Origin of the sequence: Curtobacterium sp. 260 (assembly GCF_030803485.1) — a bacterium.
GTDB lineage: Bacteria > Actinomycetota > Actinomycetes > Actinomycetales > Microbacteriaceae > Curtobacterium.
In genome coordinates, this window is the sequence record NZ_JAURUY010000015.1 from 1 (window position 1) to 12,442 (window position 12,442).

General features: G+C 72.7%; 11 protein-coding genes and 1 tRNA gene. 4 read left to right on the forward strand and 8 right to left on the reverse strand.

Features of this window, described 5'->3' with window-relative positions:
• Positions 1 to 249 precede the first annotated feature (249 nt).
• The gene (locus J2X59_RS13885) at positions 250 to 966 is read right to left on the reverse strand and encodes a hypothetical protein (RefSeq protein ID WP_326497067.1); all 717 of its coding nucleotides are present in this window, start codon (positions 964 to 966) and stop codon (positions 250 to 252) included.
• 168 nt (positions 967 to 1,134) lie between these two features.
• On the opposite strand from J2X59_RS13885, the gene J2X59_RS13890 reads away from it, so the two are divergent.
• The 3 genes from J2X59_RS13890 (at position 1,135) to J2X59_RS13900 (ending at position 5,101) form a co-directional block, all read left to right on the forward strand.
• Positions 1,135 to 2,457, forward strand: coding sequence for a HupE/UreJ family protein (locus J2X59_RS13890; protein ID WP_326497068.1), 1,323 nt, complete (start codon positions 1,135 to 1,137; stop codon positions 2,455 to 2,457).
• A gap of 115 nt (positions 2,458 to 2,572) precedes the next feature.
• Positions 2,573 to 4,708, forward strand: coding sequence for an Ig-like domain repeat protein (locus J2X59_RS13895; protein WP_326497069.1), 2,136 nt, complete (start codon positions 2,573 to 2,575; stop codon positions 4,706 to 4,708).
• 144 nt (positions 4,709 to 4,852) lie between these two features.
• Positions 4,853 to 5,101, forward strand: coding sequence for a hypothetical protein (locus J2X59_RS13900; protein ID WP_326497070.1), 249 nt, complete (start codon positions 4,853 to 4,855; stop codon positions 5,099 to 5,101).
• 12 nt (positions 5,102 to 5,113) lie between these two features.
• Here J2X59_RS13900 and J2X59_RS13905 read toward each other — a convergent pair whose 3' ends face one another.
• The 7 genes from J2X59_RS13905 to J2X59_RS13935 all read right to left on the reverse strand — a co-directional run bounded on the left by J2X59_RS13905 (position 5,114) and on the right by J2X59_RS13935 (position 10,841).
• On the reverse strand, positions 5,114 to 5,785 hold the full coding sequence (locus J2X59_RS13905; RefSeq protein ID WP_251160833.1) for a DUF4166 domain-containing protein: 672 nt from the start codon (positions 5,783 to 5,785) through the stop codon (positions 5,114 to 5,116).
• Entirely contained in the window at positions 5,782 to 6,411 is a 630-nt protein-coding gene (locus tag J2X59_RS13910; protein WP_326497071.1) for an SRPBCC family protein, read from the reverse strand. The genes J2X59_RS13905 and J2X59_RS13910 overlap by 4 nt, the downstream gene beginning before the upstream one ends.
• Positions 6,412 to 6,491: 80 nt before the next feature.
• The gene (locus tag J2X59_RS13915; protein ID WP_326497072.1) at positions 6,492 to 7,979 is read right to left on the reverse strand and encodes a hypothetical protein; all 1,488 of its coding nucleotides are present in this window, start codon (positions 7,977 to 7,979) and stop codon (positions 6,492 to 6,494) included.
• An 88-nt stretch (positions 7,980 to 8,067) separates the two neighbouring features.
• Entirely contained in the window at positions 8,068 to 9,048 is a 981-nt protein-coding gene (locus J2X59_RS13920) for a GNAT family N-acetyltransferase (RefSeq protein ID WP_326497073.1), read from the reverse strand.
• A 122-nt stretch (positions 9,049 to 9,170) separates the two neighbouring features.
• Positions 9,171 to 9,244: transfer RNA gene (locus tag J2X59_RS13925), tRNA-Pro, on the reverse strand.
• Between the two features lie 170 nt (positions 9,245 to 9,414).
• On the reverse strand, positions 9,415 to 10,023 hold the full coding sequence (locus tag J2X59_RS13930; protein WP_326497074.1) for a hypothetical protein: 609 nt from the start codon (positions 10,021 to 10,023) through the stop codon (positions 9,415 to 9,417).
• On the reverse strand, positions 10,011 to 10,841 hold the full coding sequence (locus tag J2X59_RS13935) for an endonuclease/exonuclease/phosphatase family protein (protein WP_066653384.1): 831 nt from the start codon (positions 10,839 to 10,841) through the stop codon (positions 10,011 to 10,013). The genes J2X59_RS13930 and J2X59_RS13935 overlap by 13 nt, the downstream gene beginning before the upstream one ends.
• 71 nt (positions 10,842 to 10,912) lie before the next feature.
• On the opposite strand from J2X59_RS13935, the gene J2X59_RS13940 reads away from it, so the two are divergent.
• The gene (locus tag J2X59_RS13940) at positions 10,913 to 12,427 is read left to right on the forward strand and encodes a hypothetical protein (RefSeq protein WP_326497075.1); all 1,515 of its coding nucleotides are present in this window, start codon (positions 10,913 to 10,915) and stop codon (positions 12,425 to 12,427) included.
• Positions 12,428 to 12,442: the final 15 nt, after the last annotated feature.

Genomic DNA, 12,442 nt, shown 5'->3' on the forward strand with positions numbered 1-12,442 from the left:
GGGTCGGGTCCGGGTGAAACCGGGAGCGAGCGGGGTGGTCGTCATCGAGGACCGACCTTCTGTGGTGAGCGATCCTTCGACCGATCCGGAGAGTTCACGCATCCGCGCTTCCGGCGACAGTAGGTCACGGAACCGGGAGAACGCCTGGACGGCGCGCGCACGTCCGGGAAACGCAACCCGTGGCGGACGGGAGGCGCGGGGCGGGCCGGTCCCGCGCCTCCCGTCCGCCGCACGGTTCGGTGGGACCGCTCAGCGCACCCAGACGACGATGCCGCGGAGGTCGTGCAGCACGGCCGCTGCGCCGGCGCGCAGTGCCCGGCCCGCGCGGTCCTCGGTGAACGTCGACGGGTCGTGGTGGCTCGACGCCCCGAGGCCCTCGCCACGGAAGCCGGCGCCCGTCCAGTCGGCCGCGGTCACGTTCGACGTCGGTTCGGCGATCTCGGCGCCCACGACCAGGAACTGCTGGTGGAGTGCCGAGGGCGAGACCGCCGCGAGCGGGTCGACCATGTGGTCACCGACGCTGATCACCAGGTCCGGCCGGGCGTCGACCGCGCGGAGGACCGCGCCGATCCGGTCATCCGGGTCCGCGGCCGTCACGCGGGTGACGTCGACGTGCTCGTCCGCGGCCCACGACTCGACCGTCCGGACGAGCGTCCGGGTCGGCGCGTCGTCGGCGGTGTCGCCGGCGTCGGCGAGCAGCACGACCTCGTACCCCTCCGGCGGGTGCACACCGGCCCACGAGCCGGGCTCGGGGTGGATGGTCGCCTCGGGCGCCGGGGGCTCGTCGGGGTCGGCGAAGCCCGCTCCGAGCGCTCCCGCGGAGGTCGACGCTGCTGACGCTCCGGCACCGGGACCACCCGCGGTGCCGCCCGCGCCCGTGGAGCACGCGGCGAGCGCCACGGCTCCGGCGGCCAGGACGGCGGCGGCGGCGAGCAGGACGGTGGGCCGGGCGGCATGGCGGGCCACGGGGTCTCCTCTGGTCGTGACGGGGTGCGGGCGGTCGTGCCCGGAGGCGACCATCGAAACACGTCCGACCGTGCCGCCGGAGGCGTGCGAGGCCCTGTCCAGCGTCCGGTCCGGTGCTCGTCACCTGCTGTTCACCCGGTGGTCGCCCCGGGGCCGGATCGTCTGCGCGTGACCTCCCGCTCCACCGTCCGTCCGGACCGCCGCCACGGCCTCCGCCGGACCGTCCTCCACCGCTCCCTGCCCCACCCGACCGTGCACCGGTCCCCCGTCGGACCAGCGCGGATCCTCGCGGGAGCCGTCCTGCTCGTCTCCGTCGCGGTCGCGGTGATCGCCGGTGCCGCGCCGGCGTCCGCCCACGGCTTCAGTTCGGTCGTCCACGCGGACGTCTCGTCGGACCGCCCCGAGACGGTGCGCACCGACCTCGCGCTCGAGTACGACCTGCTGCTCGTGTCCGTCGCCACGAGCGAGCACGACGACGCGCTGCACGAGCGGGGGCAGCGGGCGTGGGACGACGGCGACTTCCCGGGCATGGCCGCCGCTGCCGAGGCGCACCGCGAGAGCATCGCCGCGTACGTGACCGACCGCTTCTCGGTCGAGGCCGCCGGTGGGCGGGCGTGCACGGCGGACGTCGGACGCCGGATGACGGTCGACCTGCAGGACGAGGTGCCGTACCTGCACCTGACGGTCGACTCCGCCTGTCCGACACCGTCCGGGACGCGGCCCGGACACGTGGTGCGGTCGACGCTCTTCCCGGACGACGAGTCCTTCGTGCGCGACACGAAGACGATCGTCACCTACGACGTCGACGATCGGCAGGGCTCGGCGACGCTCGACGCAGCGCAACCGACGTTCTCGACCGAGCAGTCAGCCGGCGAGCGCTTCCGCGAGTTCTTCGTCCTCGGTGCCGAGCACCTGCTGTCGGGCATCGACCACATCCTGTTCCTCGTCGCGCTCATCGCCGGATCGCGACGACTGCGCGAGGTCGTCTACACCGCTTCGGCGTTCACCGTCGCGCACTCGATCACGTTCATCCTGGCCGCGCTGGGGGTGGTCAGTCCGCCGTCCGTCGTCGTCGAACCGCTCATCGCACTCTCGATCGCGGCGGTGGCGGGCTGGTACCTCTGGCGGCTCTGGCGGCGCCGTTCACACGCCGACGACCTCGAGGTCGGGGCGCGAGGTCGGTTCGCGCTCGACCGGTCGGGGTGGTCCCGCCTGGCGGTGGTGTTCGCCTTCGGGCTCATCCACGGTCTGGGCTTCGCAGGGGCCCTCGGGATCCACGAGGCGTTCTCGTGGCAACTGCTCGCGTCACTCCTCGTCTTCAACGTCGGCATCGAGGCCGTGCAGCTCGGGATCATCCTCGTCGTGTTCCCGGTGCTCGTGCTGCTGCGCCGCAAGGCGCACCGCGCCGCGCTCTGGGTGACCGGCCTGGTGACGGCCGGCGTCTTCGTGACGGGGCTCGTCTGGTTCGTCCAGCGGCTCGTCGAGGGCTGACGTCCGCGCTGACCAGGACGCAGGCTCGATGGTCACTCAGCGTTCACGAAGTCGTTCCACAGCCCGTGCAGAGTCACGTGTGCTGTTCCCCACCACGTTCGAGAAACGGGCCCACATGTCCTTCCTGTCCGGCGCCACCACACGGCGCAGAACCACGACCCTCCGCGTCTGCGGAGCCGTCCTCGGGGCCGCGCTCATCGCGGGTGCCACGACGGTCGGTACGGGCGCCGCCACGGCGGCGACCGACACCCCCACCAGCAACGTCTCCACCGGCGGCCCCCTCCACATCCTGCTGGGTGTCGGCGCGACCGAGCGCCAGCGCATCGCGTCGTGGTACTCCCCCACGAACACCGCGCAGTCGCTCGAGATCCAGGAGACGGCGTCGATGACCGACGGCGCCTTCACCGACGCCAAGCAGACGATCGACGCCACGGAGTCCGCGAACACCGCGGTCGACACGAGCACGACGGACTCGAACACGAAGAACATCGCCGGCATCTCCGCACAGTCGGGCTACATCAACGCCCACGCGACGATCTCGGACCTCGAGCCGAACACCTCGTACACGTACCGCGTCGGTGCGGCCGACGGCTCCGCCTGGTCGACCGCGTACACGTTCACCACGGGGAGCGCGTCCGGCGACTTCGACTTCCTGTTCTTCGGCGACCCGCAGATCGGTTCGTCGGGGTACGTCGACGAGGACGGCGCGGGCTGGGCCGCGACGCTCGACTACGCGACGAAGACCCAGCCCGACGCCGAGCTCCTCGTGTCCGGCGGCGACCAGGTCGAGCACGCCAACAACGAGTACGAGTGGGGTGCCTTCGCCGACAGCAGCGACGTCCTCAAGCGCTACCCGTGGGCGTCGACCATCGGCAACCACGACGTGGGCGGCAAGGCGTACGAGCAGCACAACCAGGTGCCGAACTCGCTCAAGGTGCCCGACTTCTACCCGAGCGGCAACACCACCGCGAACTCGGGTGGCGACTACTGGTACACCTACAAGGGCGTCCTGTTCATCGACATCAACTCGAACGCCTACACCGGTGGGTCCGACGCCTCGCACGTGAACTACGTGCGCGACGTGATCAACCGCCACGGCGACGATGCCGAGTGGATCACGCTGGTCTACCACCACTCGATCTACTCGCCGGCCGACCACGCGAACGACCGTGACAACCAGCAGCGCCGGTTCGACTTCACCCGGGCGTTCTCGGACCTCGGCGTCGACCTCGTCCTCCAGGGCCACGACCACTCGTACTCGCGCAGCTACGCCATCAAGAACGGCAAGAAGGCGAACCCGGACGAGCAGCCGGCTGCTCCCGAGGTCTTCGCGGGCCCCGGCGGCGTCATCTACATGACGGCGAACTCGGCGTCGGGGTCGAAGTACTACGACCTCACCACGCCGGACGCCACGCAGAGCGGCTACGGCGCCGACCCACTCGACCCGACCGGCCAGCGCCACTGGGCCAACTCGGTCGAGAACCAGGAGCACGTCCGCTCGTTCGTCAAGGTCTCGGTGACCGACGAGAAGCTGTCGGTCGAGGACATCCGCGCCGGTGACTGCCTCACCGCCAACGCGGCCGTCCAGCACGGCAAGGTCGACACCTGCGGCGTGACCCTCCAACCGACCGCCACCGCGGACCCGGCACCGGTCGGATCGACGGTCGACGCGTTCTCGCTGCACGCCACGCTGCCGGAGACGACGACGACGCTCAGCACCTCCGCGTCGTCGCAGACCTTCCGGACCGCGGAGCCGGCGACGATCACCGCGACCGTCACCGGCGGCATCGGCGCCCAGCAGGGCACGGTGACGTTCTCGGACCGCGGCAAGGCCCTGGGCACCGCGAAGGTGACCGACGGCACGGCCACGCTCACCCTGCCGCGCACGCTCGGGCTCGGGAAGCACGCGATCAGCGCGTCGTTCGTGAACGCCGACCCGACGTTCTCGGGCACCGACTCGACGACCGCGAAGGCCACCGCCTTCACCGTCGAGAAGGCGACGACGAGCACCAAGCTGTCCTACAGCCGCGGCGTCGCGACGGTGCGCGTCTCGACCGTGGGCGCCAAGGTCGACGGGACGGTGCGGATCTACCAGGGTTCGAAGCGGCTCGCCACGGTGCAGGTCAAGCACGGGCTCGCGAAGACGACCATCAAGCTGAAGAAGGGCGGGCACACGCTGCACGCCGTCTTCGCCGGGACGTCGGAGCTCGCGACGAGCACCAGCCCGAAGGTGAAGTTCACCGTCAAGTAGGCCTCGGCCACGACGAGGGCCCCGCGACCCCGTTCGCGGGGCCCTCCGTCGTCCCGCCGTGTCCGTTGCTCGATCGAGACCGTCGGACGGTGTGCGCCGTGGGAGCCTGGTCTGCACCTGACCACGGAGCGGACGGAGCAGGCTGTGGACCGAGCGATCGCGTGTGTCGTGCTGGCACTCGTCACGGCCGTGCCGGCACTGCTCCTCGCCGTCACGCAGGTGAGCTCGTGTGCCGATGCGGCGCCGGGTGCGGGCACGAGTCGATGCACGAGCGGACCCGTGCTCGGGGTCACCGGGTCGTGGGCCGCCGGTGCGGTCGCCGTCGTGGTCGTCGCGATCGCGGTCGTCCAGGTCGTGCGGGCCGTCCGTTCCGGGCGAACGGCGACGGACTGACGCCCGGCGGTCTCAGGTCCGCGCTTCGGTGCGGACCGGCTTCAACCGGTCCGGCGCGTCGGTGGCGGGGGTCCACTCGCACGTGAACGTCCCGCGGTACCCGAACAGGAAGCCGAACACGCGGTTGTGCACCTCGAGGTCGACGTGGAACGCCTGGTCGTCCTCCGACCACCACTCGTGCAGGGTGGCACGACCGCTCAGGAGCATCGGGAACCGGAACGACACCGGCCCCTCGTGGAACCGCTGCGCGTCGGACGTCAGCACGAGCCCGCCCCGCTCGTCCACCGCCAGGTCGAGGTCGACCGCCAGGTGCTGGTGCGTGCCGAGGTAGTCGAGCACCCTGCCGTCGACGAGCACCATCGTCGCGTCGAAGCGCGCCGTGCGACCGGGCCTGGTCTCGTACGTCCGCACGAACGTCACCGTCTCGCGGCCGAGCTCGTCGCGGTAGGGGTGGTTCTCGATCGTGAACGGCACGTCCTCCCCGACGTCGGGGACCAGGATGTTCCGGAGCCGACCGATCTGCAGGAAGGGGACGGTCCACCACGGGCCGCGTCGGATCGACGACATGACGCCACGTCCGGTGCAGGCCTCGCCGGCGTCGAGGCCGACTCCGAAGCGTCGTCGCATCATCGGGTGGAGTCGCTGGAAGTCGGCGCCGAGCGCCTCCTCGAACACGGACGTCATCGGTCGTCCCTCGGGTCGGGCAGCGTCGCCAGCGTCGCCGGCGCATCGTGCAGGTGGTCGGTGCGTCGGGCGCTGCCTGCGGGTGCCCGCAGCGTCCTGGAGGCTCGTGGCCGGTCCCGGCGCCAGGGCTGCAGGACCGAGGTGAGCGGCCACGCCTCCGGTGCGGGTCCGCCCTCGAGCCAGATCCGGAGGCGGTCGAAGCTCCACGCGGTCGCCCAGCCGAGGAGCGGCCGGACGACCAGGTCCAGCGGCCCCCAACCGCCGTCGTAGTCGTAGCCGGTGATGAACCGCGTGCGCCCGTCGTCGGTCGGGACGTAGCGCCAGTAGCCCCGGCCCGCGCGGATCGGCGAGAGGCGGTCGCCGGTCCCGAAGCGCAGCGCCGACGTGCGCGAACCGTCCGGGCGGCGGCGTTCCCCGATGCTCACACCGGTGCCGTGCACGTCGTGCAGCGGCGAGCGTCGGACGTAGCGGAAGTGCGTCGGGGCCCCGTCCTCCGCGCCCTCGGGCACGATCTCCGAGAACCGGACGTCCCAGCGCACGTGCTGCTCGGGGTCCTGCGTCGCGGCCCACACGCGGTCGAGGTCCGCATCGATGACGGTCTCGACGTAGATGCCCCTGGTCCCCACGTGCTGACAGTAGCGCCTGCGTGGCGGAGACCGACGTCACGCCGGGGACGGGTCGTCGCGGCGGTGCCGTCGGTCGTGGATCAGCCGTTCCAGGCGTCCCGCAGCGCGCGTTCCAGGTCGGTGCGGTCCGATCCCCGCTCTTCCCCGTCACGGAGCGGTTCGGCCGTCAGCTCCCCGTCGCGGAGCGTCAACTCCGTCGTGCTGTCGGTGCCGCCGTCGACGAGGCTCACGTGCAGCCCGGTGCCGTCCGGCAGCACCGGTCGCAGGGCGGCGACGAACGCCGGCACCTGACCCGCATCGGACAGCGTGGCCGCGACCGACTGGTTCGAGTCGAACTGCTCCGTCGACGCCGGGAGGAAGCCCCGCAGCTCCGTGCCGACGTCGATCGACCGGCCCAACATCGCCGGGGAGCCGCTCACGGACAGACGGTCCGTGTCGTCCGCAGCGTCCCGGTCAGCAGCGTCCTCGTTGCCGTCAGCGGGATCGGCCTGCGGACCGACGCGGATCGACTCCACCGGATCGGCCGGAGCAGCGGCGGCGAGCGCCGTCGCCGTCGCGAGGACCTCGTCCGGGTCGTCGACCGTCACCCGCACCCAGGACGGGGTGAGCTCGACGGCAGCGACCCCCGGCCGCGCCGCGATCGCAGCGAGCCGGTCCGCCTCGGCGTAGTCGGCGGCGTCGGGCAGGTCGTCGTCGCCTCGGGGCTGGTCCTTCGTGACGATGCCGCCGTCCACGATGACCTGCGCGTCCGGTGCGGCCTGCTGTGCGAGCGCCGTCGCGTCCCCGACGTCGTCGAGGTCCGCGAGGTGCATCAGGAGACGACCCGGCGTGACGGAGGCGCGGGTCACCTCGTGCGCGGCACGCACACGCTCGTACGCGGTGATCTCGGGCGTCGGGTCACCGACGGTGTCGTCCGTCCCGGCGATGTCGTTCGCGATCCGCAGGTCCGGCACGTCGTCGGAGCGGATGACGTCCTGCTGCGCCGACGACCAGGACGCCGACGTCGACGCCGTGTCCCAGTCGGACGACATGGCGATCCGCCGGACCGACTCCCAGCCGGCCACCAGGTCATCGGCATCGCGGACGGTGAGTGCGATGCGACCTCCGCCGGTGCCGGAGGCGGACGGAGCGTCGACGTCGCCACCGAGCCAGCGGTCGTCGCCGCGGAGCCGATCGACGACGGCGAGCAGTCGGTCGTTCTCGGAGGCGCGTCCCTCCAGGAAGAACCCGAACCCGTCGGCCTCCATCGAGCCGCGGTACGTCGTACCCGGGCCGGAGGCATCGCGGATCCAGCGTCCGACCTCGTGGGTCACGCGTCGGAGGTCGGCGTCGGACAGGTCGTCCTCGGTGGTCACGGTGACGGACGCTTCGCCGGCGAACGGCAGGTTGTTCGTGCCCGAACCGCGCACGGACCGCACACCGTCGAGTGCCGACAGCTCGCGCTCGGCCTTCTCGGCACCCGCACTCCCCGCGTTGACGTTGCCGGAGCACCCGGTGAGCAGCAGGACCCCGGTCAGCGTGGCGGCCAAGAGCGCGGCGGACCCCGTGCGTCGTCTCCCCCAGAGCATGGCGGGAGCGTACCGCAGCGGTCTGCGCCGGCCCTGTCGCCCTCCGTCCGGCATCAGCAGCGGCTCCAGCGACCGGGTCGGTCCTCGGTCACCTGACGGGCCGCGACCCCGGCATCCCGGGCCAGCCGTCCGGCGTCACCCAGGCCAACGTGGCGCAGACCGCCCGACCGCTGGCGAGGGCGCCACGCAACGAGGGAGTGTTGTCGGCGTGGACGTGTCCCCAGAGCACGTCGGCCTCCGTCGCCGGGAGCCGCCGTGCCAAGGCCCGGAGGACCGCCGGCCCGAGTCCCTGTCCGCGGTGGTCGTCGTCGAGCGCGATCTCCTCGACGACGAACCCGGTGAACCCGTACGCGTCGTCCCGAGCGGCGGCGACGACACCGGCGGCCCGTCCGTCGACCACGACCTCGAACAGCAGTCCCTGTTCGTCGGCGTCGCCGAGCCCGTCCTCGTCGGCGGGCGCCGCCCACTCGTCCAGGTCGGGCGTGACGCGACGGACGGTCTCGTAGACCGCGGCGACCCTCGGCGCCGCAGCCTCGGGCGTGGTCGGGACGAGTTCGACCGCGGAGGCTCCCGGCGTCTGCTCACGACCGGCGATCACCGACACCGGCCCCGCGACCACGAGTTGGTCGGGTGCCACCGAGGACCCGTGTCCGGCCAGAGCGCGGACGCGCAGGAGGTCTCCGGGGAGTCGGACGCGGAAGCAGAGCGGTGAGAAGGCACGGGCGTCCTCGAGCACGGAGCCGAGCTCCGCCAGACCGGCTGCGTCGGGGCGCACGCTGGTCGCGATCACGTCGACGAACGGCTTCGACACGTCGCGGCCACGGAAGCGGATCCCGGTGAGGGCCCATCCGCCGGAGGGCAGCTCGACGACCCGGTTCGCCCAGTCGAGCGGGTCCGGGACGGCGAGTCCGACGGCGTCGCGGACCGCCGCTCCCCACGAGGTGTCCCCCACCAGTGCGAGGTCGGGTCCGACCGTCCGCAGCAGGTCCGATCGCCAGTGCTCGTTCCAGCGGGCCAGGTGCTCCGGCGCCCACGGCACGAGGGCGGTGAACAGATCGTCGTCGTCCATCCCGGTCGACGCTAAGAGTCCGAGCAGCGGCAGCGCAAGAGCGGCTGGCACCGCTCCCCCGTGCGGAACGCGGAGAAGCCCCCGGCGAGAACGTGTCTCGCCGGGGGCTTCATCGGTTTCGGTCGGGCTGACAGGATTTGAACCTGCGACCCCTTGACCCCCAGTCAAGTGCGCTACCAAGCTGCGCCACAGCCCGTGAGCTCTCACGAGCTCTGAGCCCCGAGAGGCTCGGAACTCCGTCTCCGGCGTTCCACCGCCCGCGTCCGACCGGAGCGCGAGCAGCCCGTCAAGCATAGCGGACGCCGGACCCTGCTCGTGCCACGGCGCGTCGCCGCCTCCACGGGAGCGATCGGCCGGGCCGGGCCGTCAGCCCCGCGGCGAGCGCGCTGGCTGCTGCACCACGTCCCGCTCGGCCGCCAACCACGGCAGCGCGAGCCCCACGAGCAGCCCGCCGAGCCCGTCCGCGGCCAGGTCGCCGATCGTGTCGTCGTACCCGACGTAGATCGCCGAGTCGACGTAGTTGTGCCCGAGCCACTCGCACATCTCCCACACGGACCCGATCGCGAGTCCGAGGGTGAACACCAGGAGCGACACCGTCACGCGCCCGGCGTCCGGGGCGTGCGGCACGAGCCGGAGGTCCGCGGCGATCACCGCGAGCAGCGCCGCGAGCAGTCCGGTCAGGACGACGTGGATCAGCTTGTCCCAGAGGAACACCGACGTGTACCACTCGAGCGCGCTCGACCACCCGGCGACGAGCACCAGCACGCAGACCGCCAGGTCGAACGCCGGTCGGAGTCCGAGCATCCGCGGCAGGACCACCCCGAACAACGCGAGCGACATCACCGCGAACGACGTGCTCCCCCAGCCGATCGTGGCCACGGGGATGCTGAGGAGCGTCAGGACCCGCACCACGTCGGCCGGCAGGAACCGCCGGCGCAGGAAGGTCAGCCCGAGCGACCGCATCACGAGGTCCACCGCACGACGGCGTGCACGGCCGCGTGGTCGGACGGCCAGACACCGCCCGGTCGGCGCACGTTCACCGCGACCCGGTCGACGACGGCGTCCTCGGTCACGAGCACCCCGTCGATCCGCCGGCCGCCGACACGCGGCTCCCGGTAGTGCGGGTACGTCCCGTAGGCCTCCCCCACCTGCCGGGAGGCTCGTCCCCAGCTGTCGACGACCCCCGCTTCGGCCAGTGCTCGCCAGGGCGCCGATCCGGCCGGGCAGTTCCAGTCGGCCATCACGACGGCCGGCAGTCCGCGCTCGCGGACGATGCGTCCGAGCAGCTGCGCACCGCGCAGCCGCGCCCAGGACGAGGCGACGTCGAGGTGCGTCGCGATCGCGGTGAACTCCTGCCCGGTGGTGCGGTCCGCGACGACGGCACCGACGGCGTGCCGCGGGAATGCCGTCGCCCAGGACCGTGAGCCCGGGCGCGACGGCGTCCGGGACAGCGCCCACGTGCGCCGCTCGACGACGTCGAGGCGCTCCCGGTCGAGGAACAGGCCGACCGCCTCGCCACCGCCGCGCGCACCGCGACCGACGACCACGGGCTCCCATCGCGAGCCGAGACGGGCCGTGAGGTCCGCGGTCTGGGCGGGCAGTGCCTCCTGGACGGCCAGCACCGTCGGCTGCTCGCTGGCGACGAGCGCGACGACGGCGTCGCGGCGACGTTCCCACGCGTCGGCGTGACCGGGCGCGTGCGGCACCCGACGTCTGACGTTGAGGGTGGCGCAGTGCACCTCGGGGGCCACCACCGCCCCGATCGTCGGGTGGTCGTCCGGCGCGGATGGCATGCACCCTGTCTACGAGACGACACCTGTTGCGCTCACAGGGTGTCGTGACGGTCCCTCGTAGGGTGGCTCGGATGCGTTGCGCTCGTCCCACCCGTACCCTGCTCGCACTGTCGGTCGCCGGGCTCCTGCTCGGCGCCGCCGGCTGCACCTCCCACGACGACGCGCCGACGGTCGCGCAGCTGGCACGGTCCTCCGCCGACTCGGTGGACGTCGTGGCCCAGCAGGACCCGTCGGCGCGCTCCGTCGCCGCGAGCCGAGCGCTGTTCGCGTCGGCTCCCGGCGCGGTCGTGGCGTCGGCCTCCGACGCGGGTGCGGTGCGCGACGCGGCGAGCGCCGCGCGTGCGGCGCACGTCCCACTGCTGCTGACGTCCGACGGCGGCACGCCCTCGTCGACACCGTCCGCCGACGCGGGTGGCGACGGTGACCGGGTGGCAGCCGAGCTCCGCCGGCTCGGGGCCGACTGGTACCAGGCCGAGGGCAACGTGGCGGTCGAGACCGACGTCCCGGAGCAGGACGCGCCGGAGCGGGGCGACGTGCCCGAGGCGAGCGATGCCTCCCGTCCGGCGACCGTGGTCGTGTCCGACCGTCGGTCGGAGGCCGCAGCCGTGGCGACGGCGGAGGCTGCCGGCGCCCGTGTGGTCGCGATGCCGGACGGCGTGACCGACCCGGCTGCCGCCCCGGACGTCGTGTCGGCCCTCCACGACCGCGCGGAGCACCCGACCGTGCTGGTCGGCTCGGCGTTCGGCGACCTGCCGGACCCGCAGTGGACGGTCCGGGCGGCGGAGAGCGGTTGGCAGCTGCCGCACGGCGGGCAGCGGCCCTTCGACGGACACCGCTACGTGGCGCTGTACGGCGCTCCCGGCGCGCCGGTGCTCGGGGTGCTGGGCGAGCAGGACCCCGCGGCGACCGTGCGCCGCGCCGAGGGGACGGCGAAGGAGTACGACGGGCTCGGCGACGAGCCGGTGACGCCTGCGATGGAGGTCATCGCGACCGTCGCCGCCGGGGACGCCGGGGCCGACGGCGACTACTCGACCGAGCTGCCGGCGTCGACGCTGGAGCCCTACGTCGACGCGGCGAGCGACGCCGGGATGCCGGTCATCCTCGACCTGCAGCCGGGGCGGTCCGACTTCCTGTCGCAGGCGAAGCGGTACGAGTCGCTGCTCGCGAAGCCGAACGTCTGGCTCGCACTCGACCCGGAGTGGCGACTGACCGCCGACCAGGTGCCCCTGCAGCAGATCGGCAGCGTGTCGGCGTCCGAGGTGAACGAGGTCTCGTCGTGGCTCGCCGACCTGGTGCGGTCGAAGGGGCTACCGCCGAAGGCGTTCGTCCTGCACCAGTTCCGGCTGTCGATGATCCAGGACCGGTCGTCGCTCGCGTCGCACCCGGAGCTCGACGTCCTCATCCACGTGGACGGGCAGGGCTCGCAGCCCGACAAGCAGGCGACCTGGAAGGCGCTGCACCAGGACGCACCGGAAGGCGTGCACTGGGGCTGGAAGAACTTCTACGACGAGGACACGCCGATGCTGTCGCCGCAGCAGACGATGGCCGACGTGCAGCCGACGCCGTCGCTCATCACGTACCAGTAGCGGGGTCGCGTCGCG